This is a genomic window from Nocardioides piscis (assembly GCF_011300215.1).
Classification (GTDB): domain Bacteria; phylum Actinomycetota; class Actinomycetes; order Propionibacteriales; family Nocardioidaceae; genus Nocardioides; species Nocardioides piscis.
Genome location: NZ_CP049866.1, coordinates 2,953,668 through 2,979,346 on the forward strand (window position 1 = coordinate 2,953,668; position 25,679 = coordinate 2,979,346).

At 69.9% G+C, this 25,679-nt stretch carries 24 protein-coding genes, 1 tRNA gene, 2 pseudogenes and 2 riboswitches; of the genes and pseudogenes, 20 read left to right on the forward strand and 7 right to left on the reverse strand.

Annotated features, from left to right (window positions below):
• Window position 1: 1 nt before the first annotated feature.
• Entirely contained in the window at window positions 2-952 is a 951-nt protein-coding gene (locus G7071_RS14485) for an ABC transporter substrate-binding protein (RefSeq protein WP_206062819.1), read from the reverse strand.
• Window positions 953-1,001: 49 nt separating this feature from the next.
• A riboswitch (adenosylcobalamin (AdoCbl) riboswitch) is annotated at window positions 1,002-1,150 on the reverse strand.
• Between the two features lie 11 nt (window positions 1,151-1,161).
• Window positions 1,162-2,082, reverse strand: coding sequence for an aminotransferase class I/II-fold pyridoxal phosphate-dependent enzyme (locus G7071_RS14490; RefSeq protein ID WP_166319913.1), 921 nt, complete (start codon window positions 2,080-2,082; stop codon window positions 1,162-1,164).
• Window positions 2,083-2,120: 38 nt separating this feature from the next.
• On the opposite strand from G7071_RS14490, the gene G7071_RS14495 reads away from it, so the two are divergent.
• The 3 genes from G7071_RS14495 to G7071_RS14505 all read left to right on the forward strand — a co-directional run bounded on the left by G7071_RS14495 (window position 2,121) and on the right by G7071_RS14505 (window position 4,169).
• Entirely contained in the window at window positions 2,121-2,696 is a 576-nt protein-coding gene (locus tag G7071_RS14495) for a histidine phosphatase family protein (RefSeq protein ID WP_166319915.1), read from the forward strand.
• Window positions 2,697-2,895: 199 nt separating this feature from the next.
• On the forward strand, window positions 2,896-3,840 hold the full coding sequence (locus tag G7071_RS14500; protein ID WP_166319917.1) for a TerC family protein: 945 nt from the start codon (window positions 2,896-2,898) through the stop codon (window positions 3,838-3,840).
• Window positions 3,841-3,881: 41 nt separating this feature from the next.
• Window positions 3,882-4,169: a helix-turn-helix transcriptional regulator gene (locus G7071_RS14505; protein ID WP_206062820.1), complete on the forward strand. Its 288-nt coding sequence runs from the start codon at window positions 3,882-3,884 to the stop codon at window positions 4,167-4,169.
• A 47-nt stretch (window positions 4,170-4,216) separates the two neighbouring features.
• Here G7071_RS14505 and G7071_RS14510 read toward each other — a convergent pair.
• Window positions 4,217-4,290 (reverse strand) — tRNA-Pro (locus G7071_RS14510).
• Between the two features lie 75 nt (window positions 4,291-4,365).
• Window positions 4,366-5,841 (reverse strand): sulfatase family protein, encoded by a 1,476-nt coding sequence (locus G7071_RS14515; RefSeq protein ID WP_166319919.1) that lies wholly within the window; start codon window positions 5,839-5,841, stop codon window positions 4,366-4,368.
• A 120-nt stretch (window positions 5,842-5,961) separates the two neighbouring features.
• On the opposite strand from G7071_RS14515, the gene G7071_RS14520 reads away from it, so the two are divergent.
• From G7071_RS14520 to G7071_RS14585, 15 genes and pseudogenes are all read left to right on the forward strand, one after another.
• Entirely contained in the window at window positions 5,962-7,311 is a 1,350-nt protein-coding gene (locus tag G7071_RS14520; protein ID WP_166319921.1) for a hemolysin family protein, read from the forward strand.
• Window positions 7,304-8,371 carry a hemolysin family protein gene (locus G7071_RS14525; protein ID WP_166319923.1) on the forward strand — a complete coding sequence of 356 codons (1,068 nt, stop codon included), beginning with the start codon at window positions 7,304-7,306 and terminating at the stop codon, window positions 8,369-8,371. Before G7071_RS14520 ends, G7071_RS14525 begins: the two co-directional genes overlap by 8 nt.
• 109 nt (window positions 8,372-8,480) lie before the next feature.
• A complete protein-coding gene (clsA, locus tag G7071_RS14530) occupies window positions 8,481-9,026 on the forward strand; it encodes a cardiolipin synthase ClsA (protein ID WP_425489397.1) in 546 nt (181 codons plus the stop codon).
• Window positions 9,027-9,028: 2 nt separating this feature from the next.
• Entirely contained in the window at window positions 9,029-9,922 is an 894-nt protein-coding gene (locus tag G7071_RS14535) for a DUF881 domain-containing protein (protein WP_166319927.1), read from the forward strand.
• The gene (locus G7071_RS14540) at window positions 9,919-10,251 is read left to right on the forward strand and encodes a small basic family protein (RefSeq protein ID WP_166319929.1); all 333 of its coding nucleotides are present in this window, start codon (window positions 9,919-9,921) and stop codon (window positions 10,249-10,251) included. Before G7071_RS14535 ends, G7071_RS14540 begins: the two co-directional genes overlap by 4 nt.
• Complete coding sequence (locus tag G7071_RS14545) at window positions 10,244-10,981, forward strand: DUF881 domain-containing protein (RefSeq protein ID WP_166319931.1); 738 nt, start codon at window positions 10,244-10,246, stop codon at window positions 10,979-10,981. Before G7071_RS14540 ends, G7071_RS14545 begins: the two co-directional genes overlap by 8 nt.
• Before the next feature lie 43 nt (window positions 10,982-11,024).
• Window positions 11,025-11,411: a glycine cleavage system protein GcvH gene (gene gcvH / locus G7071_RS14550; protein WP_246210038.1), complete on the forward strand. Its 387-nt coding sequence runs from the start codon at window positions 11,025-11,027 to the stop codon at window positions 11,409-11,411.
• Between the two features lie 127 nt (window positions 11,412-11,538).
• Complete coding sequence (locus G7071_RS14555; protein WP_166319935.1) at window positions 11,539-12,060, forward strand: zinc-ribbon and FHA domain-containing protein; 522 nt, start codon at window positions 11,539-11,541, stop codon at window positions 12,058-12,060.
• A gap of 4 nt (window positions 12,061-12,064) precedes the next feature.
• Window positions 12,065-12,793, forward strand: a complete 729-nt coding sequence (gene ftsR, locus G7071_RS14560; protein WP_246210039.1) for a transcriptional regulator FtsR — start codon at window positions 12,065-12,067, stop codon at window positions 12,791-12,793.
• Window positions 12,794-12,835: 42 nt separating this feature from the next.
• Entirely contained in the window at window positions 12,836-13,303 is a 468-nt protein-coding gene (locus G7071_RS14565) for a bifunctional nuclease family protein (RefSeq protein WP_166319937.1), read from the forward strand.
• Between the two features lie 191 nt (window positions 13,304-13,494).
• Entirely contained in the window at window positions 13,495-14,091 is a 597-nt protein-coding gene (locus G7071_RS14570) for a MerR family transcriptional regulator (protein ID WP_166321167.1), read from the forward strand.
• 59 nt (window positions 14,092-14,150) lie between these two features.
• Window positions 14,151-14,257: riboswitch (glycine riboswitch) on the forward strand.
• 80 nt (window positions 14,258-14,337) lie between these two features.
• Window positions 14,338-17,175 (forward strand): annotated as a pseudogene (gene gcvP / locus G7071_RS20055) (aminomethyl-transferring glycine dehydrogenase).
• Window positions 17,176-17,276: 101 nt separating this feature from the next.
• Window positions 17,277-17,930 (forward strand): annotated as a pseudogene (locus G7071_RS20060) (serine hydrolase domain-containing protein); the annotation flags it as partial.
• A gap of 110 nt (window positions 17,931-18,040) precedes the next feature.
• Window positions 18,041-18,505, forward strand: a complete 465-nt coding sequence (locus tag G7071_RS20065) for a DUF7586 domain-containing protein (RefSeq protein ID WP_425489431.1) — start codon at window positions 18,041-18,043, stop codon at window positions 18,503-18,505.
• A gap of 5 nt (window positions 18,506-18,510) precedes the next feature.
• Window positions 18,511-19,206, forward strand: coding sequence for a sulfotransferase (locus G7071_RS14585; RefSeq protein ID WP_166319941.1), 696 nt, complete (start codon window positions 18,511-18,513; stop codon window positions 19,204-19,206).
• A 16-nt stretch (window positions 19,207-19,222) separates the two neighbouring features.
• Here G7071_RS14585 and G7071_RS14590 read toward each other — a convergent pair whose 3' ends face one another.
• Genes G7071_RS14590 through G7071_RS14600 form a run of 3 tightly spaced genes read right to left on the reverse strand, consistent with a single transcriptional unit; the run spans window position 19,223 to window position 24,288 of the window.
• A complete protein-coding gene (locus G7071_RS14590; RefSeq protein ID WP_166319943.1) occupies window positions 19,223-22,222 on the reverse strand; it encodes an AAA family ATPase in 3,000 nt (999 codons plus the stop codon).
• Window positions 22,222-23,382: an exonuclease SbcCD subunit D gene (locus tag G7071_RS14595; protein WP_166319945.1), complete on the reverse strand. Its 1,161-nt coding sequence runs from the start codon at window positions 23,380-23,382 to the stop codon at window positions 22,222-22,224. Before G7071_RS14595 ends, G7071_RS14590 begins: the two co-directional genes overlap by 1 nt.
• Window positions 23,383-23,442: 60 nt before the next feature.
• A complete protein-coding gene (locus G7071_RS14600; protein WP_166319947.1) occupies window positions 23,443-24,288 on the reverse strand; it encodes a formate dehydrogenase accessory sulfurtransferase FdhD in 846 nt (281 codons plus the stop codon).
• Window positions 24,289-24,351: 63 nt separating this feature from the next.
• Between G7071_RS14600 and G7071_RS14605 the strand changes: the two genes are divergently transcribed.
• Both G7071_RS14605 and G7071_RS14610 read left to right on the forward strand, forming a co-directional pair.
• The gene (locus G7071_RS14605) at window positions 24,352-24,777 is read left to right on the forward strand and encodes an OsmC family protein (RefSeq protein WP_166319949.1); all 426 of its coding nucleotides are present in this window, start codon (window positions 24,352-24,354) and stop codon (window positions 24,775-24,777) included.
• Window positions 24,778-24,785: 8 nt separating this feature from the next.
• Entirely contained in the window at window positions 24,786-25,673 is an 888-nt protein-coding gene (locus G7071_RS14610; protein ID WP_166319951.1) for an oxidoreductase, read from the forward strand.
• The last annotated feature ends 6 nt before the right edge of the window (window positions 25,674-25,679 follow it).

A 25,679-nucleotide genomic window follows, 5' to 3' on the forward strand; every position in this document is an offset into this window, starting at 1 on the left:
CTCAGCCGACTGGCGTCTTGACCGAGGCCATGGCGTCGGCGATCGACTCGATCAGCTGCGGCAGCCTCGGCCCCCAGCGTGAGGAGATGTCGGCGTCGACGGTGACGATGTTGCCGTTCCTGACGGCGCTGACGTTCTCCCATCCGGGCCGGTTCGCCACGTCGTCGGCGGTGTAGCTGACCTGGTCGGTGATCACGATCAGCTCGGGATCGGCGGCGATCACCGCCTCCTCGGTCAGCTGCGGATAACCGCTCTTCTGCTTGTCGGCCGCGTCGGCGACGTTGGTCGCACCGAGCGAGTCGTACACCGATCCGATGAAGCTGTGCGAGCTGGCGGCATAGAGCTTCTCGTCGAGCTCGTGATAGATCCGCAAGCGGTCCTGGGGAGCGGCTGCCAGCCCCTCGTCGACCTCGGCCCGCATGTCGGCCACGACCTCCGCGGTCTCGTCGACGTGACCGGTGGCCATACCGAGGGCCGCCACCCCGTCATAGCCGTCCTCGACGGTGGCCGGAGCCTCGTTGACGATGGTCGGGATGTCGAGCTTGGCCAGCGCGCCGACGATGCCGTTGGTGTCGTTGGCGATCACGACGAGGTCGGGCTCGTAGCCGGCGATGGCCTCGACGTTCGGGTCGTACGCCGACAGGTCGGTGGTCGGTGCCTCCGCCGGATAGGTCGAGTATTCGTCTGCGGCGATCACCTGGTCCCCAGCGCCGATGGCGAAGAGGATCTCGGTGGCCGAGGGGGAGAGGGAGACGATGCGCTCGGGCCGCGAGTCGAGCGTGACCTCGCCGTTGGCGGCGTCGATCGTCACCGGGAAGTCGGCGGCCGAGGCAGAAGTCGTGGCGTCCTCGGACGCACTGGAGGCCTCGGACGAGCTGGCTTGGCTGCAGCCGGTGAGGGCGAGCGAGGCGGCCAAGAACAAGGCGGCGGGCACGGGTCGGATGTGGTTCAACGTTCCTCCTGGTTGATCGAGGAGGAAGCGATCGCACGACGTCATTGCCGGACGAACCCACCCCTGTCCTCGAGGGCGATGCGGTTCACGTCGTGAAGGTCGACCGGACTTGTCCACCAGGTTCTGGTGGCTTGACCGTTGCGGGACAGTGCCGGACTCTCACCGGACTTCGTCTTCAAGACGCCGCGAAAGTTACACCCAACGAGGACTCAGGTCGCCGGGGGGTCCAGGGCGAGCGCGAGGGCACGATCGAGTCTGCCCAGCTGTTCCGGATGTGGTACGGCGATGCGCGCGACACCCGGCATGCCGAAGCTCGTGCAGTCGCGGACCAGGGCTCCGTGCGGTGCCAGGGCCTCGCGAAGCGCCGGCCGGTCGACCAGCACCCAGGGTGCTGCGCCGTGGGTCACCTCGAGGTCATAGCCACGCAGCAGCGCCACCAGGTCGTCGCGTGCGTCGCTGATCTGCGCCGACCAGCTGGGCAGGTCTGCAGACCCGAGCAGGTCCGGCAGCACCGCCAGAGAGAGGGCGCTGGTCGACCAGTGCGGCTGGTGGCGACGCACCCGGACCAGGTCGACCGGGTCCTCGACGAGCACATAGCCGAGTCGCAGTCCCGGACAGGCGAAGGTCTTGGTCAGAGAACCGACGACCAGGCCCGCACGCCCCGCAGTCCAACGGCCGGTGGCCAGCGCATGGAACGCCTCGTCCCAGATGTCGGCGTGCTCCTCGGCGCCTGCCAGCCTGCCGGTCGGGCTGTGCGGGTTGCTGCGCCACACGGGCCCGTGGTTACTGCGCGGGTGCAGGGCGAACTCCGGCTCACCGAGCACCTGCCCGCCGTACTCGGCGATGAGGAGAGCGATCGCCTCGCTGCCACCGTTGGTCAGCAGCAGCCGCGTCGGGTCAACGTCCAGCGCCTGGGCCAGGAGCCTGGTCGCCGGCCCGTCGTCGGGGTAGTGGCCGAGCGTGTTCAGGTGGCGGGTCACCAGCGCTGAGACGTCGGCGGCGAAGGGATTGAGGTTCTGCGAGAGGTCCAGCAGGTCGCTCGGGTCGAGCCCCAGCGCCCGGGCCACTGCCGGCCCGTCACCCCCGTGCGTGCCGGCGGCAGGCAGGGCACGGGTGGTGGGCTCGGGCACCCGCCGAGACTACTGACACGTGCGGCAGACTCCCGGCCGTGACTCATCTGGTCTACCTCGTCCGTCATGGCCAGTCGGAGTGGAACGTCCGGCGCTTGACCCAGGGACAGACCTCCCACCCGAGGCTCACGATGTTGGGCCGTGAGCAGGCAAGCCGCGCCGCATCGCTGATCAGCGACGACCTGGCCTGCCGACCGGTCACCCGGCTCGTCACGAGCGACCTGGTGCGCGCGGTCGAGACCGCCGAGGTCGTGGGCGACGTCCTCGGGGTGGCCCTGGCGCTCGACCCGCGCCTGCGTGAGCAGCACCTCGGCCGGCTCGAGGGACGGGGGTATGACGAGACCTGGGCGGCCGCGGAGGCGCACGACTGGGCCGATCCGACCCTCCCGGTGGCCGGTGGGGAGTCGATGATGGACGTCCACGACCGGCTTGCCGCCGTGCTGGGCGAGGTGGCCGAGGACCACGACAGCGTGACGGTGCTGGTCTCGCACGGCGACGCGATCCGGTCCGCGGTCTCCCACCTCATGGGTGTGGCTCCGCACGAGGCGCCCTGGGTCGAGGTCGCCAACGGGGCCGTGGCGCGCGTGGACGGGTCGATCACCTGGCTGGGCTGACCCGCCGGCTTGACATACGAAGCGTGATTCGTGAATGATGTCTCGCACGAGGGGAGTACCCCACTCACGGCGTCATCGTCACTCCGGTCGGCCCTGCCCGGCCCGGTGCGCCGACCGCGTGGACCTGGGCACATCGTGTCCGCGCGGTGGGGGAGACCTCCATGGCCCGCTGCATGCGGGCAGATGGAGGTTCTGAGCAATGGATGTCCCCGTTTGGGCCTGGGCCGCGGTGCTTGCGGTCATCGTGGCGATGCTCGCCGTCGACTTGTTCGCACACCGCGAGGCACACGTCGTCTCGGTGAAGGAAGCGGCGATCTGGTCGGCTGTCTGGGTCAGCCTCGGTCTGGCCTTCGGTGGTGTGGTCTGGTGGACCTACGGCTCCCAAGCCGGCGGCGAATACTTCGCCGGCTACCTGATCGAGAAGTCGCTGGCAGTCGACAACGTCTTCGTGTTCGCGCTGATCTTCACCTACTTCGCGGTGCCGCGGGAATACCAGCACCGCGTCCTGTTCTACGGCGTGCTCGGCGCCCTGGTGTTCCGAGCGATCTTCATCGCGGGTGGCGTGGTGCTGATCGAGAACTTCGCCTGGATCCTCTACCTGTTCGGCGCGTTCCTGGTCTACACCGGCTGGAAGATGTTCAGCCACCGCGACGACCAGCTCGACCCCTCTCGCAACCCGGTGCTGCGGTGGGCCCGGAAGCGCATCCCGTCCACCGATGAGTACGACGGGCAGAGGTTCTGGGTCAAGCGGGCCGGCAAGTGGGTGGCCACGCCGCTGTTCTTCGTCCTGGTCATGGTCGAGACGACCGACATCATCTTCGCCGTCGACTCCATCCCCGCGATCTTCGCCGTGACCCAGGAACCGTTCCTGGTGTTCACCAGCAACGCCTTCGCCATCCTCGGCCTCCGGGCGATGTACTTCCTGCTCGCGGACCTCATCCACCGGTTCATCTACCTCAAGGCGGGCCTCGCCGCCATCCTGGTCTTCGTCGGCGTCAAGATGCTCCTGCTCGACGTCTACAAGATCCCGATCTGGCTCTCCTTGCTCGTGATCTCGACCAGCATCACCATCGCCGTCGTCGCCAGCCTGCGCGCGACGCGCGACGACCAGCCCACGCGTATCGACGAACCGGCCCGGTCGTGAGCCGGGATCATGCGAACGCCGACTCGCGTAGCTTGCTTCCTGTGAGCCAGACCGAGTGGACCTTCCTGTCCAACCACGGGCACGTGCTGGTCTCGCTCGCCATCGACCCTGAGGCGCGCATGCGAGACATCGCAGATGCGGTGGGGATCACCGAGCGAGCTGTGCAGCAGATCGTCGGTGACCTGGTGTCGCAGGGCTACGTGGCCAAGGAGAAGGTCGGTCGGCGCAACCGTTATGCCGTCAACCGAGCCGAACACTTCAGGCACGAGCTCGAGGCTGGACTCACCACGGGTGACTTCCTGGACCTCGTCGTCAGGTCCTCACGTTGAGATCGCCTCTGACCCGCGTTTCCGCAGGTCAGAGGCGATTTCTTCGGTCGGGCTGACAGGATTTGAACCTGCGACCCCTTGACCCCCAGTCAAGTGCGCTACCAAGCTGCGCTACAGCCCGAACACCCAGATGCAGACGGCGAGCCGACGCGCTGAGCGAGCGAAACCATACCCCAGCCGCGAACCGTTCCCAGCATCAGGTCGGGTCGGGCAGGAGCCCGAACGTGCGGTTGCAGGCCTCACCCTGGCAACTGAGCAGTGCACGGCGGCGCTGCTCGAGCCGCGCCCGGATCTCGTAGTAGGCCGGGTCGTCGTAGCGGTTGACCTGCTGCGCGGGATCGAGCAGGTCGTCGTAGAGAAACCCGTCCGAGCCGTTGACGCCGTAGAGGTAGCGGTCGGTGCGAACCCCGCGGTAGGCCCACCCGTCTCCGCCGTCGTCCCCGGTCTGCACGAGAGTCGTGTCCCGGAAGGGCTGGTCCTGGCCGTGCAGCGACGGCACGAACGAGGAGCCGTCCAGCTGCCACCCCGGCTGCACCCCGGCCAGCGAGGTCAACGTCGCCGGCACGTCCACCAGGGTGACAGGGAGGTCGGAGGTCCCGTGCTCGACGCCCGGGCCACGGACGAGCAGGGGCACGTCGAGCACCTCCCGGGTCAGCACGTTCTTGCCCAGGAAGCGGTGCTCGCCGAGCGAATAGCCGTTGTCTGAGGTGAAGACGATCACCGTGTCGTTCAGCTCTCCGGTGCTGCGCAACGTCTCGACCAACGAGGCCACGGCGCGATCCACCGACTGCAGCGAGCGCAGGCGCGCGCGGTGCTCGGTGACCACGTCGGCCTCGTCGGCGAGCCTGCGCAGGCGGAAGGGCCGCGGCTGGTCGAGGACGTCAGGCTCGTTGAAGGACCCGGTCTCGAAGGATGGGGGCAGCTCGTCGGCGTAGGTCCCCTTGTCCTCGGGAGCTGCCGGCGGTGGGACGGCCCGCCCCCGAGGAGTGATCCGGTAGTGGGGACCGAGGTGCCATGAATAGACGAGGAACGGCTCGTCGCTGCGCGCGAACTCCCGGACGGTGTCGTTGGTGCGTGCCGCGATGACGGCGGTGACATAGCTGTCGCGGAAGATCTCGGGATCGCCGTCGTTCTCGAAGGCGAAGTCGAAGTAGTCATAGACCCCGGCGCTCAACGGGTCCCAACGGTTCCAGCCCGCAGGGCGCACGTCGTCGGCGGAGTAGCCGTTGAGGAACTTGCCGATGAAGCCGGTCTGGTAGCCCGCCCGTTTGAACCAGGCACTGATCTCCTGTGCCGGGTCCAGGGCCTGGAAGCCGCCGAAGGGTCCGGCGTTGTGCTGCACACCGTTGTTCTGTGCGTACTGCCCGGTGAGGAGCTGCGCGCGGGCCGGACAGCAGAGCGGGTGGGGCGAGATCGCGTCCGTGAGATCCATCCCACGCTCCGCCAGCAGCTCGCGGGTGTGCGGCATCCACCTGATGTCGTCGTCGCGCATGTCGTCGGCCATCACGAAGACGATGTTGGGACGCGACTCAGGAGGCCCGGTCAGCACCGAGCCCGACGCAGCCTGGACGGCGGTGGGGGCACTGGTGACCTGGTCGGCGCCGGTGATCGCCGATGCGACGACGAGCAGCATCATCAGGGCGCCGAACGCGCCACGCACCCACGCCTGCATCGTGTCCTTCGGATCGCCCCGGCCAGAGCGATCAGGGTAGGGGCAGTGTCATGAGTCCCCAAAGCGGGACGACTGGCCCCTGCTCGTCCGATGGCTGGCCCTGCTCCCTTAGGCTGAGGTGTGACTCCGTGGCTGCTCCTGCTCGTGTCGCTGCTCCTGGTGGCCATCTGCGGGCTTTTCGTCGCAGCGGAGTTCTCGCTCGTCACCGTCGACCGTGTGAGCGTCGAGCGCGCGGCGGCCTCGGGTGACGCGGGGGCGCAGGGCGTCCAGCGGGCGCTGCGAACGCTCTCGACCCAGCTCTCGGGCGCGCAGGTGGGCATCACCCTGACCAACCTGGCCATCGGCTTCCTGGCCGAGCCAGCGATCGCTCAGCTGGTCGACGGCCCACTGACCACCGTCGGGGTCCCGGAGTCGTGGGTGTCCCCGGTGGCGGTCGGGATCGGTCTGACCCTGGGCACGATCCTGACGATGCTCTTCGGCGAGATGGTGCCGAAGAACGTCGCGCTCGCGCTCCCGTTGGAGACCGCGCGCCGGACCCAACGGTTCATGCGCGGCTTCACCGCGATCAACAAGTGGCCGATCCGGGGTCTCAACGGTTCGGCCAACGCCCTCGTACGCCGCCTCGGGATCGAACCGCAGGAGGAGCTCCGCTCGGCCCGCAGCTCCGAGGAGCTCGCCTCGCTCGTGCAGCGTTCCGCAGACCAGGGGACCCTCGACCCGGAGACCGCCGAGCTGATGGAGCGCAGCGTCGAGTTCGGCACCCGCACCGCGGGCGAGATCATGACGCCGCGGGTGCGCACGACCACCATCGACGAGACCGAGCGCGCGTCTGCGGTCATCGAGCTCACCCGGCAGACGGGGATCTCGCGGTTCCCGGTGCTGGACGCCGAGGACGTCGTGGTGGGCACTGTCCACGTCAAGCACGCCGTCGCGCTGCCCGTGCACGAGCGGGCCACCACCCGGATCAAGCACATCATGGTCAAGCCGACCGTGGTGCCCGACAGCCTGCGGCTCGATCCGCTGCTGGCGCTGCTGCGGGGTGACGGCTTCCAGATGGCCATCGTCCTGGATGAGTACGGCGGCCACGCCGGAGTGGTCACCCTCGAGGACGTCGTCGAGGAGATCGTCGGGGACATCTCCGACGAGCACGATCGCCTCGGCACCCGCGCCCGGCAGCGTCGCGACGGCAGCTGGAGCCTCTCCGGTCTGCTCCGCCCTGACGAGGTCGAGGACGCAACCGGGATCGAGCTGCCGCACCACGAGGACTACGACACGGTCGGCGGTCTCGTGATGCGCGAGCTCGGGAAGATTCCCGAGGCCGGCGACAGGGTCGAGGTCGCCATTCCTGATCGGGCCGACCACGACGTGCCCCGTGAGCACCTCGCGACCCTGACCGTGGAACGGATGGACGGCCTGCGGGTGGACCGGATCGAGCTGCGAGTCGTGACGGGGGAGGAGCCACGTGCCTGACTACGTCGCAGTCCTGGTCGCGGTGGTGCTGCTGGCCCTCAACGCCTTCTTCGTGGGGGCGGAGTTCGCGCTCCTGTCGGCCCGCCGCAGCCAGATCGAGCCCCGCGCCCAGGAAGGCTCCCGGGCAGCACGGACCGCCCTGGCAGCGATGGAACAGGTCTCCCTCGTCATGGCCGGCGCCCAGCTCGGGATCACGGTCTGCTCGCTGGGTCTGGGTGCGATCGGAGAGCCGGCCGTCGCCCACCTCCTCGAGCCCGCACTTCACGCGTTGAACGTTCCTGATGCTGCCCTGCACCCCGTGTCGTTCGTCATCGCCATGACGATCGTGGTCTATCTCCACGTGGTGCTGGGCGAGATGGTGCCGAAGAACATCGCCCTCGCCGGAGCCGACCGCGCCGCTCTCGTGCTCAGCCCGCCGATGATGGTCATCGTCACGCTGCTGCGCCCCTTCATCTCGGTGCTCAACCTGACCGCCAACCTCATCCTGCGGATGCTGGGGATCCAGCCCGCGGACGAGGTGAGCTCGAGCTACACCCGCGAGCAGGTCGCCGCGCTGGTCGAGGAGTCACGCGGCGAGGGCATGATCGCGGCCGATGAGTACGACCGGCTCGCCGGGGCGCTGGGCTTCACCGAGAAGGTCGTGACCTCGGTGCTGATGCCGGTCGACACCCTGACCACCGTGCTTGCAGGATCGACGCCTGCCGACGTCGAGTCACTGTGCGCCGCGACGGGTTTCAGTCGGTTCCCCGTCGCGACCGCCGACGGCACGCTCCAGGGCTATCTCCACATCAAGGACGTGCTGGAGAGCGACGAAGAACGCCGGCAGCGCAGCATCGACCACAAGTGGGTGCGTCCACTCGCCACGGTCGGACCCGAGGACCTGTTGCACGAGGCTCTGGAGAGCCTGCAGCGTCGAGGTGCCCACATGGCACGCGTGGTGACTCGGGAGGGAGCCGTGCTGGGGGTGGTGACGCTCGAGGACGTGCTCGAAGAGCTGGTCGGCGAGATCCGCGACGGCTCGCACCACGAGTGGGCCGGAAGCACGACCGAGTCTGGATAGGGTGACCCCGACCCCAGACCCTCGACCCACGGCAGCGGAGATGGCAGGCAGTTCAGTGCAGGAGCGGAGCGGACAGTCCCGTGTGTGGACGGTGCCCAACCTGCTGAGCATGTCACGGCTGGCGGGCGTCCCGCTGTTCCTGTGGCTCGTCCTGGGCCCCGAGGCCGACGGCCTCGCCCTCGTCGTGCTGATGGTCTCCGGGGTGACCGACTTCCTCGACGGCTATCTCGCGCGACGCCTCGACCAGCGCTCGAAGCTGGGAGAGATCCTCGACCCGGTGGCGGATCGTCTCTACATCCTCGCCGTCGTCGTCGGGCTGGCACTGCGCGACGTCATCCCGTGGTGGGTCGCGATCATCCTGCCCCTGCGCGACCTGTTGCTGTGGGGGCTGGTGCCGCTCCTGCGCACCCGCGGCTACAGCGCCCTGCCCGTGCACTTCCTCGGCAAGGCCGCGACCTTCAACCTGCTCTACGCCTTCCCGTTGCTCCTGCTCGGAGACGGCAGCGGAGTGCTGCCCACGATGGCCCTCGTGTTCGGCTGGGCGTTCGCAGCCTGGGGGATCGGGCTCTACTGGTGGGCGGGGATCCTCTATGCCTGGCAGGTCCGCAAGCTCCTGCGGGACACTCCGCGACGTATGGCGAGAGCGGGACCCTGACGATGGTCCACCTCGACGACCGCCCGCCCGGCGAGCCACTGCCCCAGCACGTCACCACTCCGCTCCTGACCCTCATCACGGAGCGATCGCTCGACGAGGACTATGCCCACGTCGCCGCTGGCAGGGCGGCCGCCGGGCGTCCACCCACCCGGCGGATGAGGCCGTGGAGCCTCCCGCTCGTCGTGGCCCTCTTCGGGGCACTGGCGACGATCGCAGCCGTGCAGACCTCTCGCGACGCAGCCGTGAACGAGCTCAGCCGCGATGCGCTGATCAAGGAGGTCCAGAGCGGCCGGGTCGACGTGGCGGTCCTCCAGCGGCGGGTGCGGTCACTGCGGGAACAGGGTGTGGCTGCCAGCGCTGCCAACGAAGACCTCCTCGAGCAGACGGACGACCTGGAGAATCGTCGGCGTCGGCTCGAGGTGTCGACCGGCCACGTGGCCGTGCGCGGCCCGGGAGTTCGGATCCGGGTGAGCAGCGCCCCCAACGCCGACCCCAACGACGAGGTGCGCGACGACGACCTGGCCCTGCTCGTCAACGGCCTGTGGACGGCAGGGGCCGAGGCCATCGCCATCAACGACCAGCGGATCAACGCCCTCGGCGGGATCCGCAACACCAATCGAGCGGTTCACGTCAACGGTCGACCGCTGACGGCGCCCTACGTGGTCCAGGCCATCGGAGACCGCAGCACGTTGGCGGCGGGGTTGCTCGAATCGAGCTCCGGGTTGCAGTTCTTCGGCCGCGTCGAGACCTACGAATTCGGCTACGTGTCGCAGAATGTCGAGGAGCTCCGGCTGGCTGCCGCGCCCCCACCGGTGGTGAGACATGCTGAGGTGACCACCACGGACAAGCCCCTGGCCGACTCCGCACAACCCACGAAGGGAGGAGACACGACGTGATCGCTGCCCTCGGCCTGCTGCTGGGCGTCCTCGCAGGGCTGTTCTTCGCACCCGACGTGCCTGTTGGCCTCGAGCGCTACCTCCCCATCGCGGTGGTGGCCGCGCTGGACGCTGTGTTCGGTGGGCTGCGTGCCCTCCTCGACGGGATCTTCGACGACAAGGTCTTCGTCGTGTCCTTCATCAGCAACGTCGTGATCGCCGCTGCCATCGTCTTCCTCGGCGACCAGCTCGGCGTCGGCCAGCAGCTGTCGACCGGCGTCATCGTCGTGCTCGGCATCCGGATCTTCTCCAACGTCGCGGCCATCCGTCGCCACCTGTTCCATGCCTGAGTCGACTCCGGGCCGCGACCGGCTCCTGGATGCGCTGCGCAGCCCTTCGCGCGGACAGCTCGTCGTGGGCGCCCTGCTGGCGGTGCTGGGTTTCTCCGCCGTGGTCCAGGTCAGCGACATCGACCGTGACACCACCTATTCCGGGCTGCGAGAGCAGGACCTGATCGAGATCCTCAACGCCCAGTCCGGCACCGTCGAGCGCGCGCGGAGCGAGGTCGCCCGCCTGGAGGAAGACCTGGAGAGCCTGCAGTCGGATGCCACGAGCCGCACGGCCGCACTGACCCAGACCCAGGAACGGATCAGGACCCTCAACATCATCGCCGGTCTGGTTCCGGTCACTGGACCGGGCATCCGCGTCACCGTCACCGAGACCGAAGGGCGGGCAAGTCTCAACTCGCTCCTCGACCTGGTCCAGGAGCTGCGCACCGCTGATGCAGAGGCCATCGAGTTCAACGACAAGCACCGTGTCGTCGCACAGAGTGCCTTCGACGACGCCGCGTCCGGCGGTATCGAGCTCGACGGTGAGCTGCTGGAGACGCCATACGTGATCGACGTGATCGGCGACCCGCACGCCCTGCACGGCGCCCTGACCTTCGGCAGCGGCCCGATCGAGCAGCTCGAGGACTTCGACGGGGCCTCGGTCGACGTCGAGGAGCTCGACGCGCTCGTCATCGAGAGCCGACGCACCCCCGAACGACCCGTCAATGCGGAGCGCGTCACAGCCCAGTAGCCTGCCCACGATCCCTCGCCGTGCCGACCCCAAGGAGACGACCGTGTATCCAGACGACTTGAAGTACACCACCGAGCACGAGTGGGTTCGCAGCCCCGGCGAGGCCGAGGGATCGGTCAGGATCGGCATCACCCACTTCGCCCAGGACGCACTGGGCGACATCGTCTACGTGTCGCTTCCGAGCGTGGGCGACCAGGTCACCGCGGGCGACACCTGCGGGGAGCTGGAGTCGACGAAGTCGGTCAGTGACATCTATGCGCCGCTGACCGGAGAGGTCGTCGCCCGCAACGACGCCCTCGACGCCACCCCCGAGCTCGTGAACAACGATCCGTACGCCGCCGGCTGGCTCTTCGAGATCGTGCCGGCCGATGCGGGCGCTGTCGACGGGCTGCTCGACTCGGCCACCTACCAGAGCGGGCTCGAGGGCTGAGAGGCACCCCAGACCTGTTCGACATCCCTGCCGGGACAACGCCCGGCTGATAGGTTCGAGACGACCGGCCGGCTGTGACCTCACAGTCACAGAATCGCCGCTGCCGGTCTGACCTGGAGGAGGTTTCATGCCGTTCTGCACCGCCTGTGGCAAGCAGAATCCGGACGATGCGCGCTTCTGCTCCCAGTGCGGAACGCGTCTTGCCGAGGACAAGGACGCCGCGGCGCAGTCGGCCGGAGGCGAGGTCAGTGACGCCACTGCCACGATCACCTTCGGAGCACCGGCGCCGACCGACACCTCGGACCGCAAGCTGAGCCCGGTCGACGCGTCGGCCGTCGACGCCCTTCCTGCCGGGCACGCGTTGCTGATCGTCCAGCGCGGCCCCAGCGCCGGCAGCCGCTTCCTGCTCGACACCGACCTGGTGGGCGCTGGCCGACACCCCGACAGCGAGATCTTCCTCGACGACGTGACGGTGTCGCGGCGGCACGCCGAGTTCCGTCGCAGCGGCGGTGGCTTCACGGTCAGCGACGTGGGGAGCCTCAACGGCACCTACGTCAACCGCGACCGCATCGACTCCGTCACGCTCTCGGACGGCGACGAGGTGCAGATCGGCAAGTACCGCCTCGTGTTCTTCACCAGCGCAGGCTGAGTCGGTGGCTGAACCGGCGCTCGCCCGGGCCCGGATGAACATCGGGCAGGTGCTCGATCTGCTGCGCGGGGACTTCCCCGGAGTCACCATCTCCAAGATCCGGTTCCTCGAGGACCAGGGCTTGATCAAGCCCGAACGGACCCCTGCGGGCTATCGCAAGTTCTCCTCCGACGACGTGGATCGGCTCCGCTACATCCTGCGCGTCCAGCGCGACCACTACCTTCCCCACAAGGTGATCGCCGAACACCTCGACGCCATCGACCGTGGGCTGGAGCCCCCTGCCATCGACGGGGTCGCCCCGGTCGTCCCTCAGGTCGTCCTCGACCGCGACGGGCTCCCGTCGCCTGAGTCGTTCCGACGCAGCAGCGAGGTCCGGCTCTCGCGACGTGAGCTGATCAAGGTGGCCGACATCTCCGAGGAGCTGCTCGAGCAGCTCGAGCAGTTCGGCCTGGTCGCGGCCCGGCCCGGGACCAAGCACTACGACACCGACTCCCTGATCGTGGCGAAGACCGCGCGTGAGCTGGCCGACTTCGGGCTCGAACCCCGCCACCTGCGGGCCTTCAAGACGGCGGTTGACCGCGAGGTGGGACTCGTGGAGCAGGTGGTCGCTCCGCTCAAGCGCGGTCGCGACGCCGCCGCACAGGCCCGCGCAGAAGAGGCGGTGAGCGACATCGCCGCGCTCTCGGTCCGGCTGCACGCCACCCTCGTCAAGGTCGGACTGCGGCGTTCCTGAAGGCAGCCCCGCCCGGTCTGGAGCGCGGAGTAGGGTTGGGGCGTGCGCGAAGTCGAGGTCGTCGGAGTCCGGGTGGAGATGCCCTCCAACCAGCCCATCGTGCTGTTGCGCGAGACCGGTGGTGAGCGCTATCTGCCGATCTGGATCGGGGCGGTGGAGGCGACAGCCATTGCCTTCGCCCAGCAGGGCGTGACGCCGCCGCGTCCTCTGACGCACGACCTGCTCAAGGACATCCTGGAGGCAACCGGTCAGCAGCTGACCGAGGTCCAGATCACCGACGTCAAGGACGGTGTCTTCTACGCGGAGCTGATCTTCGCCTCCGGGCAGGAGGTGAGCGCGCGTCCGTCCGACTCGATCGCCCTGGCGCTGCGCACGGGCACGCGCATCGTGTGTGCAGAAGGTGTGCTCGACGAGGCCGGGCTGGCCGTGCCCGCCGAGCAGGAGGACGAGGTCGAGGCGTTTCGCGAGTTCCTCGACCATGTCTCGCCCGAGGACTTCGAGGCGCAGTAGCGCTGCCGACGCTCACTCTCCACCTGAGGTTGAGGGTTGCGACACGCCGCGGGCACGATTGACCACGGGCCTCGCTGGCCGTACGTTGAAGTGTCTTCGTTGTAACTCCACCCGTGTGGTTGCCCTTCCCCGCAGCCGCTTCCCCCGGACGTTACGTTCAACGGAGTAGGACCTGGAGGGTCGCCGTGGGTGTGAACGAGAACGAGCAGGACAAGCTTGACGCCGCGAAGGCAGCCGAGGCTGCCGAGATCGCTGGCGAACAAGGCCTGCTCTTCACCGACGACGTCTCGCCGTTGCCCAGCGACACCGGCTACCGCGGACCGACCGCCTGCAATGCCGCCGGCATCACCTACCGCCAGCTCGACTACTGGGCGCGCACCGGGTTGGTGGAGCCCACTGTTCGCGGCGCGACGGGGTCGGGGTCGCAGCGTCTCTACTCCTTCCGCGACATCTTGATCCTCAAGGTCGTCAAGCGACTCCTCGACGCGGGCATCTCGCTCCAGCAGATCCGGACCGCTGTCCAGCACCTGCACGAGCGCGGCACCGACGACCTGACTCGCGTCACCTTGATGAGTGACGGTGCCAGCGTCTATGAGTGCACCAGCAACGACGAGGTCATCGACCTCCTCCAGGGTGGTCAGGGCGTCTTCGGCATCGCGATCGGTGGTGTCTGGCGTGAGATCGAGGGCACCCTGGCCCAGCTGCCGAGCGAGCGCACGAGCGCCGACGAGACCCCCAGTCCCGGCGATGAGCTCGCCGCCCGGCGTGCCGCGCGCAAGATCGGCTGACCGCCACTGACAACGGTGCGTGTCACAGGCCCATCGACGCGCTAGGCTGGTCCGGCTGACGATCCCGCGCGGGAGAGTCGACGGTGCGTTCACCCGTGGTCGCATGCGTTGCGCCGAAGGGGCAATCCTCCCGGAACCTCTCAGGCACCAGAACCGCGTGGAGCAGGCAACTCTGGAGATCCGGCCGTCAGGCTGGGACGACAGAGGGGAGGCACCCCTTGACCGCTAGCACCAGGGAGCCCCCAGATGACGGACCCGTCCGCGCCGCACTCGCCCTTCGTCGATCGTCACATCGGTCTGCGTCCCGCCGACATCGAGACGATGCTGGCCACCCTGGGGCACGACTCGCTGGAGTCGCTGATGACGGCGGCCGTCCCCGGCGGCATCCGCGCCGCCGAGGACCTCGACCTTCCTGAGGCGGTGAGCGAGGACTCTGCCGCTCGGGAGCTGCGCCAGCTGGCCGGCCTCAACCGGCCCGCTGAGTCGTTGATCGGCTGCGGCTATCACGCGACCATCACGCCGCCCGTGATCCGGCGCAACGTCCTCGAGGACCCGAGCTGGTACACCGCCTACACGCCCTACCAGCCGGAGATCTCCCAGGGCCGACTCGAAGCCCTGATCAACTTCCAGACCGTCATCGGTGACCTGACCGGTCTGCCCACCGCCAACTCCTCCCTGCTCGACGAGGGCACGGCCGCCGCCGAGGCGATGACGTTGGTTCGCCGGGGCAACAAGAGCGCCGCAGGACCGTTCGTGATCGACGCCGACGCCCTCCCGCAGACCATCGAGGTGGTCCGCACCCGGGCGACGGCCATGGGCATCGAGGTCGTCGTCGCGGACCTCGACGCCGGCCTGCCCGAGGGGAGCTCTCGGGGCTGCTGGTGCAATACCCCGGCGCCAGTGGCCGGATCCTCGACCCCCGGCCGCTGATCGAGGAAGCCCACGCCCGCAACGCCCTCGCGGTCGTCGCGGCCGACCTGCTCGCCCTGACCGTCCTGGAGGCACCGGGTGCTCTCGGCGCCGACGTGGTGGTCGGATCGTCGCAGCGCTTCGGGGTGCCGTTGTTCTACGGCGGCCCCCACGCGGGGTTCATGGCCGTCAGCTCCGGACTCGAGCGACACCTGCCCGGTCGGCTCGTCGGCGTCTCGATCGACTCAGAAAGGCGCCCGGCCTACCGACTGGCGCTGCAGACCCGCGAACAACACATCCGGCGGGACAAGGCGACGTCCAACATCTGTACGGCGCAGGTCCTGCTCGCCGTCGTTGCGTCGATGTACGCTGTCTACCACGGGCCGGATGGGCTGCGGGCGATCGCCGAGCGGACCCACGACTACGCCGCGCGGATCGCGGCCGCCCTGGCCGCCGGGGGAGTGGAGGTCGTCAACGACACCTTCTTCGACACCCTCACGGTGCGGGTGCCGGGCCGCGCGCAGGACGTCGTCGCCAGCGCCCGGGCACACGGACTGCACCTGCGGCTCGTGGACGCCGACCACGTCGGCCTGTCCACCTCGGAGACGACAGGACACTCCACCGAGGCCAGCGTCCTGCGGGCGTTCGGGATCACCGAGCACGTCGCCGATGCGCCGTCCGGCCTGCCATCCGCACTGTCCCGCACCTCCGACTACCTCACGCACGAGGTCTTCAGCAGTCACCACAGCGAGACCCAGATGCTGCGCTACCTGCGCCGCCTCTCAGCGCGCGACTACGCCCTCGACCGGGGAATGATCCCGTTGGGCTCGTGCACGATGAAGCTCAACGCCACCACGGAGATGGAGCCGATCAGCCTCCCCGGCTTCGCCGACCTGCACCCCTTCGCGCCCGCCGAGGACACGGCCGGATATCGCAAGCTCGTCGACGACCTCGAGGGCTGGCTGGCCGAGGTGACCGGCTATGACCGCGTCTCCATCCAGCCCAACGCGGGTTCTCAGGGCGAGCTGGCCGGACTCCTGGCCATCCGCGGCTATCACCTCGCCAACGGCGACACGCAGCGCACGGTGTGCCTGATCCCGTCGTCGGCCCACGGCACCAACGCGGCCTCCGCGGTCATGGCCGGCATGCGGGTCGTGGTGGTCAAGGGCGCCGACGACGGATCGGTCGACCTCGACGACCTGCGCGCCCAGTGTGAGAAGCACGCCGACTCACTGGCCGCGGTCATGGTGACCTACCCCTCGACGCATGGTGCCTACGAGGACACCATCAGCGAGCTGTGCCGGATCGTGCACGACCACGGTGGCCAGGTCTACGTCGACGGCGCCAACCTCAACGCCCTGCTCGGCTATGCCAAGCCCGGTGAGTTCGGCGGCGACGTCTCCCACCTCAACCTCCACAAGACCTTCTGCATCCCGCACGGTGGTGGCGGCCCCGGGGTCGGGCCGGTCGCGGTGCGGGCGCACCTGGCGCCATACCTGCCCTCGCACCCGATGCACCCCGAGGTCGACAAGCGTGAGGGGATCGGGCCGATCAGTGCGGCGCCCTACGGCTCGGCGGGCATCCTGCCGATCTCGTGGGCCTACATCCGGCTCATGGGCGGGCCCGGCCTCACCCGCGCCACGGCGGTGGCCGTGCTCTCGGCCAACTACATCGCGCACCGCCTGGGGGAGCACTTCCCGGTGCTCTATCGCGGCCACGGCGGTCTGGTCGCCCACGAGTGCATCCTCGACGTGCGTGCCCTGACCAAGGAATCAGGTGTCAGCGTCGACGACGTCGCCAAGCGGCTCATCGACTACGGCTTCCACGCCCCGACGATGTCGTTCCCGGTCGCCGGCACCCTGATGGTCGAGCCCACCGAGTCCGAGGACCTGGCCGAGATCGACCGGTTCTGCGAGGCGATGATCGCGATCAAGGGCGAGATCGACCGCGTCCAGGCGGGGGAGTGGTCCCCGAGGAGTCGCCGCTGCGCCACGCCCCCACACCGCGCGAGCGCTCGTGAGCGACTGGGACCGGTCCTACTCCCGACAGGTCGGGGTGTTCCCGACAGGGGTCGACCCCGACAAGTACTGGCCGCCGGTGGGCCGCATCGACCAGGCGTACGGCGACCGCAACCTCGTCTGCGCCTGTCCGCCGCCCGAGGCGTTCGCCGAATGAGCGAACCCGTCTCCGACCTGACGGCACACCGGCTCCGCTGGCTCGTCGCCAGGGCTCAGGCGGATGGCCGGGTGCCGTCCGTGGTGGCCGGTGTCGTCCGGGACGGCGGGCTGGCCTGGTCGTGCGGGGTCGGACAGGTGCCGGGTGAGGTCACCGACACGCAGTACAAGATCGGGTCGATCACCAAGACGTTCACGGCCGTGCTCATCCTGCAGCTGGTCGAGGAGGGGAGGCTGTCGCTCGACGCGCCGGCCTCGGAGGTCCTCGGCGACGTCGGCTATGCCGATCGGAGCATCCGCCAGCTGCTCGCCCACTCCGGTGGCCTCCAGGCCGAGCCCGTCGGCTCGTGGTGGGAGCGCACGGACGGCGGCGACTTCGACGCCCTCGCCGCGGCCAACGACGGTTCGGCTGCAGCCTTCGATCCCGACCGCCGCTTCCACTACTCCAACCTCGGCTACGGCCTGCTCGGTGAGGTCGTCGCGAGACTGCGGGGAGTGACCTGGTGGGAGGCGACCGAGTCGCGGCTGCTGCGACCCCTGGGCATGAGTCGCACGTCCTACCAGGCGTCCGGGGCGCACGCCGAGGGCTGGTCGGTCCATCCCTACTCGCAGGTCCTGATCCCGGAGCCGCTTCCCGACACCGCGGCCATGGCGCCCGCCGGTCAGGTGTGGTCGACGTTGGCAGACCTGGCGACATACTGCGACTTCCTGCTCCATGGGCACGACGAGGTGCTGCCCGCGAGCGTGCTCGCCCAGGCGTTCACCCCACAGTCGGGGAGGAGAGGCCCGGTCTCGCCTATGCGCACGGCTTGGGGTTCCAGATGTTCCGCGGTGGGGCCGGGACCCTCGTCGGACACACCGGCTCGATGCCGGGCTTCCACGCGATCCTGCTGGTCGACCGGTTGCGCGACAACGGAGTGGTCGGGCTGGTCAACGGCACCTCGGGGGTGCCCGTGGCTGCCTTCGGCGCCTCACTGCTCGATGAGCTCGAGAAGTGGGAGCCGGCGCTGCCTCCGGTCTGGCAGCCGACCGAGACCGTGCCGCCCGAGCTCGTCGATGTCCTGGGGGTGTGGCACTGGGGCGCGACGCCTCATGTCTTCACCTGCGAGGGCGCTGACCTGGTGGCGAGGCGCCGATCGGTGGAGGTATGGCGCTTCGCAGCCACCGACGGACGGATCGTCGGCAGCGCCGGCTACCACGCCGGGGAGGAGCTGCGTGTCGTCCGCCGCGAGGACGGCTCGGTCTCCCACCTCGACGTCGGCACGTTCATCCTCACGCGCGAGCCCTACGAGGCCGGTGTGCCGATCCCGGGTGGCCGGCCCCTAGGGTGACGCCCATGACCTCACCGGCGTGGCTGGGCATCGGGGCCCAGCGGTCCGGGACCACCTGGTTCACCGAGCTGCTCATCCAGCACCCCGACGTCGGGCTCGGCACCAACGGCAAGAAGGAGCAGCACCTGCTCCACAAGGTCGGGGATGGCGTCGAGCCGCCCGCTGCCTATCTCGACCTGTTCCCCGACGATGGTGTGCGTCGCGGCGACTGGACCCCGCAATACCTGCGCCATGCGTCCGCACCGGCGACCGCGGCGCGACTGATTGGCCCCGACGCCCCTGTGCTGGTGCTGCTGCGCGACCCGGTCGAGCGGTTCATGTCGGCGATGCGCCTGGCCGCGACGCGCGCGAAGTCGCCCTGGCCCTACCCGGTGCCGATCACGGTGCAGTCCTTCAGCGGTTTCTATGCCGATCAGCTGGCCATGTGGGCGCACCACGTCGGTCGCTCGCGATTGCGCGTGATGGTCTATGAGAGCGTCCGTGTCGACCCGCAGGCCGCAGTCGACGCGGTGTGGTCGCGGCTCGGGCTCGCCCCGGTGCCGCTGCATGACGTCGATCGGCCCTCCAGGTCGAGCAGCCAGGCGACCTGGACCCCGCCCGAGGGGCTTCTCGACTCGCTCCGGGTGCTCTATCGGCCACAGGTGCGTCGCCTGATCGAGGACTGGGACCTCGACGTGACGACTTGGCCCACCCAGCCCTGATCGACGCTGACCGCGGTCAACCGATGCGGACCGTGGCCCGGGAGCCGGCACGGTCCTTGGACACCCGAAGCTGGCTGGGGATGCGGGTCTGCATCTCCGCGACGTGGCTGACCACCCCCACCACCCGGCCGCCGTCGCGCAAGGCATCGAGGGTGTCCATCACGTCCTCGAGGGTCTCGGCGTCGAGGGAGCCGAAGCCTTCGTCCACGAAGAGGGTGTCGAGCTCGCTGCCGCCTGCCTCCTGGGTGATCACGTCAGCGAGCCCGAGAGCGAGGGCGAGCGAGACCACGAAGGTCTCACCGCCAGAGAGGGTCGCCGGGTCGCGCGTCTCTCCGGACCAGTCGTCACGCACCAGCAGGCTCAGCCCGCCCCGGGACTCGCCCGCCCCCCGGCGGCCGGTGTGCTCGAGGGAGTAGCGCTGGTCGCTCATCCGGGCGAGTCGCTCGTTGGCCGCCGCGACGACCTGGGCCAGGCGATGAGCCAGGACGTATGCCGACAGCCGCATCTGAAGGGCGTTGTCGGACGACTTGCCCTCGACCAGCCCGGCGATCCGGGCCGTGCTGGCGAGCTCGTCGCGAACGGGCGCCCACCGCGCGAGCGCAGCCATGGTCTCGTCGAAGAGCGTCCCCAAGCGCTCGAGGCGGCGCTGCGCCGCGACCTGCTGGGCGTGGGCCGCTCGCGCGTGCTCCTGCGCCGCAGTGTGGAGGTGCGCGAGCCGATGGGTGTCGGGGCGGGCGAGCGCAGCCGCACGCCGATGGTCCTCGTCCTCGACGACAGTCTGCGCGGCTCGCAGCAGCTCCCGCACCCGATCGATCTCGGCGGCGAGGGCGACCTGCTCGTCGACGTCGAGGCGCGCGTTGATTGCTTCGGCCGTCGAGCTGAATCCCGCGCCGGCGGCCGCGTCAGCGAGCGTGCGCTCGGCCCGGACCAGGTCACGCTGGGCGGCAGCGACGAGCTCACGCGCAGAGCACACCGCGGCCAGGGCTTCGAGCTGGCGTGTCCGCAGCCGGACGAGCTCGCCGACTGTCGAACAGCCCGATCCGCTCAACACCTCGCTCACGCAGGTGCGGAGTCGGTTGCGCTCGGCCGTGTGGAGCGCCAGCCGGGAAGTCAGATCCACGACTCGCTGGCGCGCAGCCTCGTGCGCCTCGCGCTGGTCGTCGCTGTGCCGGCGCAGGCGTGCGACCTCGGCCTGAAGCCGGGCGGTCTGCTGGGCCAGCGCCGACGTCTCGGCGTGCTTGCGCTCGGCGGCTGCCAGCTCTTCGTCGGCCGCGGCCACGGACCGACCGTCGCTCTGAGTGGCCAGACGGGTCTGGCTGGTCTCGAGCTCCCTGACCTGCTCGTTGCGGACCAGCAGATCTGCCTCGGCGTCGTCCACGTCCTTGCGTGCCGCCCGATCAGCCGCGGCGTCCGGGCTGCCCGCACGGGCCGTGGCAGGGCGCGGGTGATCGGGGGAGCCACAGACCGGGCACCCGCAGCCGACGGTCAGCGCGCCGGCGATCTCGGCGGCCATGCCCTCGAGGCGGGCCTCGCGAATGGTCAGCCAGGTCTCCTTCAGGTCTGTCACCGCCACACGCGCAGCATCGCGCTCTGTCTGGGCCTGCCGTAGTGACGCCGACACCGAGACGAGCTCCAGCGCGGCCGCAGCGCGCAGGCGGGTCGCGTCCAGCTCGGCGGTGGTGGCGGTGAGCTGCTGTTGGGCCGTCTCGGCCTGTGCTGCCGAGCGCTCTGCCTCCCGCAGCATGGCCGGCACAGCTGCAGCCTCGTCCGCCAGGCGCCGCTCAGCAGTCGTGGCCTCGACGAGGTGCCGTTCGACCTCATCGCACAACCGGGTCACCTCGAGGAGCCGTTCGGCCTCGGGTCGAGCCGCCTCCGCCCGGTCCACGGCGCGGCTTGCCTGGGTCATGAGGCGGGGGAGCTCGTCGTAGGACGGCTCGTGATCGAGGGTCCCGGTGACCTCGCACCACGTCCTCGTCGCGGCCGTGGCGGTGGCTCGGAGCCGCTCGAGCTGGTCGGCGTCCTTCTCGAGCGTGTCTGCCAGCGACCACAGGGGTTGGGCGCGCTCAGCCCGCGCCAGCCTGAGGCGTTGGTGCTGGAGCTCCTCGACGTCGTGCTCGGCCAGGCGGCGCAGGGCCTCGGCGTGTGCGTCCTGACGCGAGATGAGGGAAGCGGCCTGCGACACCGCGGCGGCGGACTCCTCGACGGCCGCGTCCGCGCGAGCAGCGCCAGCGACTGACTCCGCTGCGTCCGCCTGCGCCTGCTCCAGCCGATCGTGCACCCACGTGGCGATGTCGCCCTCCGCGGCTGGTGCGGAAAGATCGGCGAGGTCCCAGCGTTCGGGCAGTGCTTGACCGGCCGTCTCGCTGACCCGGCCGATCACCTGAGCAACCCCTCGCGCGTGACTCGCCGACGACCGCTGCAGCTCGAGGCGGCGCTCACGCAGCCACTGCTCGATGCGATCGAAGCGGCCGGTGCGGAAGACCTGGCGCAGCAGGGCGTGACGGTCCTCCGAGCGCGCGCGCAGGAAGGCCTGGAACCGTCCCTGCGGGAGCATCGCCACCTGGCAGAACTGCGAGAGGGTCAGTCCCACCAGTCCGGTGACCAGGTGGCCGGTCTCGTCGAGCCGGGTGGAGAGCGGCCGCCAGGCGCCCTCGGTGCGCTCGCTGATGACCACGCTGGCCTGCTCGGTGGTCAGGCCGGAACCCCGCTTCTTGGGTCGCTCCCACTTCGGTGAGCGCTCGATCCGGAAGCGGCGCCCGGAGAGGGTCACCTCGAGGCGCACGTGGGGGGCGACCCCGGCGGCCGCCTGGTCGCAGCGCAGCCGGCCAGCGGTGCTGCGGTCGCCCGGGACGTCGCCGTAGAGAGCGAAGCAGACCGCGTCGAGGATGCTGGACTTGCCTGCGCCGGTCGGTCCGCTGAGGAGGAAGAGGCCGCTCCCGGACAGTGCGTCGAAGTCGATCGACACTGTCTCGGCGAACGGGCCGAAGGCCGTGATGTCGAGCGAGTGCAGGCGCATCAGTCGCCACCCACGACCGGGTCGAGGTCGGGGTCCTCGCAGCAGGCGTCGACGGCCGCGCGCAGCAGGGCGGACTCCGAGGGGGTCGCCGGAACGCCGCGGAGGTCCTTGACGAAGTCGAGGGTGATGTCGTGGTCGCTGCGCCCGTCGTCGCGTGCGTGCGGCGTCGGCGTCGGGGACCCGCCGGCCGGGGCGAACGCCAGCACGAGCGTGTGCGGGAAGCGGCGCCGCAGTCGCTCCATGGCCTGCGCCGGGCGCAGCCGGTCGGTCAAGGTCACCTGCAGCCATGCGTCCTGGTGGCGTTCGAGCGCGGTGTCGGTCAACAGCGACTCGAGCTCTCCGGTCAGGCAGGCAAGGCGCCGCGGGACGGGCGCTTCGATGAAGTGGGCGGCGCTGACTCCGGTGGCGCCGAGGTCGACCAACCAGCTGCCCTTGACCTGGCTGGCCTCACCGAACGAGTAGGCCAGCGGGGAGCCGCTGTAGCGGATCGCCTCGGCGAGGGTGTGCTGGCCGTGGAGGTGACCCAGCGCGACGTAGTCGATGCCGTCGAAGACGCTCGTCGGCACCCGGCTGACCCCGCCGACGCTGATGTCGCGCTCGGACTCCGAGGGCGCGGCACCGGCGACGAAGGCGTGGGCGAGCACGACCGAGCGCACCCGCGGTCGGGTCGACAGGTCTGCGCGCACCCGACGCATCGCCTCGCCGAGCACGACCTCGTGCGACCTCGCCGGCAGCGCCCAGGGCTCCAGCATCGCCGTCGGGTCGAGATAGGGCAGGGGGTGGAAGGCGACCTCGCCGTGCTCGTCGCCGAGGAGGACCGGGGTGCCGACGGTGCGGGCGTCGGTGCGGAGGAAGACACCCGAGGCATCGATCAGGCGGCTGCCGAAGCCGAGTCTGCGTGCGGAGTCGTGGTTGCCGCTGGTGACGACCACCGTGGCGCGGGACGCGGCCAGTCGTGCCAGGGTCTCGTCGGCCAGGTGCACTGCGTCCACCGGCGGCAGGGCCCGGTCATAGATGTCGCCGGCGACCACCACCACGTCGACGCGCTCGGAGTCCACGACCTCCAGCAGATGATCCATGAACACGCCCTGGTGCCCGAGGAGCCCTTCGCGGTGGAAGGACCTCCCCAGGTGCCAGTCGGAGGTGTGCAGGATCCGCATGGGTCGAACCTAGGTTCGACCACCGACAACGGCCGGGATCCCACGCCGCGAAGGCCTCACTCAGGCGTACTGCACGCAGCGATCCGGGCCCGTGAAGCCGAACAGCGCCAGGCCCGACTCTCGTGCGAGCGACACCGACAGGCTGGTCGGCGCACCCACGGCGAGCAACGACCCGACACCGCTGGCCACCGCCTTCTGGACCAGCTCGAAACCGGCCCGACCACTGACGACCAGGCAGGCGACACCCCGCGGCTCCTGGGCCAGGACGCGGGCGCCGAAGACCTTGTCGACGGCGTTGTGGCGGCCGACGTCCTCGCGGACGACGAGGACCCGCCCGTCGGCGTCTGCCAGCGCCGCGGCGTGCACACCGCCCGTGCGGGCGAAGAGGGTCTGTCGCTCCCGCAGGGCAGCGGGGAGCCCGCGGACGACGTCAGGCGAGGGGAGGGGTCCCGACCACCGTTCGCCGGGTCGAACGTCGAGGACGGCCTGGACGCTGTCCTTGCCGCAGACACCGCACGCCGACGAGCCTGCGGACTGGGCGACGTGTCGGTGCCCGATGTCGGTGGCCGACGACACGGTGATCGTGACGACGTTGAACTCCTGGTCCGGCGCCAGCTCGGCGTCGGTGCAGTAGGCGACCCGCACGATGTCGGAGGCGGCGGCCAGTGACTCGTTCACGACGAAGCCGGCCGCGAGCTCGAAGTCGTTGCCCGGGGTCCGCATGGTGACCCACACGCGTCGCGCCGGCGAGCCGGGGCCCGCCATCCGGATCTCGAGCGGCTCCTCGGTGGCCACCCGGTCCTCGCGTCTGCGCTCACCGTCGCGCGCGTGCTCGGTCACGTGGGTGCGCACCGACGGCCCCGGGCGCCGGGACCGTTGGGCGCCGGAGGCATCGAGGGCGCTCATGCCTGTGAGCGTACGGCGACGCGCCACCCCCGCGCGTGCGGCTGGCCCCTATGCTCACCAAGCATGAGCGACGACACCCTGCGAAGCATCGAGCTGACCAAGATCGGGGACGCCCGGTTCAAGGCGACGAATGCGCGGGGAGGTGAGACGTTCATGGGGACCGGGGGAGTGGACCCGGACTTCACGCCCGTCGAGCTGCTGCTCGCCGCCATCGCGGGCTGCAGCGCGATGGACGTGGACCTGATCACGACCAAGCGTGCCGTCAGCACGAAGTTCGAGGTCGCCGCCGAGGGCCACAAGGTCCGCGACGACGACGGCAACCACATGACCGGACTGCGCATCACCTTCGACGTCGCCTTCCCCGACGGGCCCGAGGGCGACGCGGCGCGAGAGTTCCTGCCTCGTGCCATCGAGCAGTCGCGTGATCGCCTGTGCACCGTCAGCCGGACGGTCCAGCTCGGCGCCGACGTCGCCTACGGCCAGGCCTGAGCTGGGCCGTGCCCCGCGACAGGCTCGGCTGGTCGACGGCGCAGATGCCTCGCCAGGACGGGCGGACGTTCGTCGTCACCGGTGCGTCCGCGGGGCTCGGGCTCGCCACTGCGACGGCGCTGGGTGCGGCCGGCGCGCAGGTCGTCCTCGCCGTACGCAGTCCTGACAAGGCGCGCGCGGCGGTGTCCGGCGCGGCGGGGGACTTCGTCATCCGCCGCCTCGACGTCGCCGACCTGTCGTCGGTGCGAGCCTTCGCGGACGAGACGCCCCACGTCGACGTGCTGGTCAACAACGCCGGGGTGATGTCATTGCCCCGCTCGCAGACCGTGGACGGGTTCGAGACCCAGCTCGCGACCAACCACTTGGGCCACTTCGCGCTGACCAACCTGTTGCTGCCCAGGTTGACCGACCGGGTGGTCGTCGTCGGGTCGGCGGCCCACAGGGCCGGGGTGCTCGACGTGAACGACCTCAACTTCACGCGTCGGCCCTATCACCCCTATGCCGCCTATGCGGCGTCCAAGCTCGCCAACCTGGTGTTCCTGGCCGAGCTGCAGCGGCGTCTCACCGCAGCAGGCTCGACACTGCGTGCCGTCGGCGCCCATCCCGGCTACACGTCGACCGGCATCCAGGTGGGGACCGGGAGCAGGGTCTTCAACCGGGTCGGCTCGCTCGGCAACCGGCTCGTCGGGATGCCGGTCGAGCGGGGGGTGCTGCCGATCCTCTTCGTGGCCACCCTGGACGTGCCGGGCAACACCTACGTGGGTCCGCGCGGACCCAGGGAGCTCTGGGGCGCGCCGGTGCAGGTGGGGCGCAGCCCCCGGGCCGGCGACCCCGCCCTCGCCAAGGCGCTCTGGGCGAGCTCGGAGGCGCTGACCGGTGTCGAGTGGCCGCTGTGAGGCGCT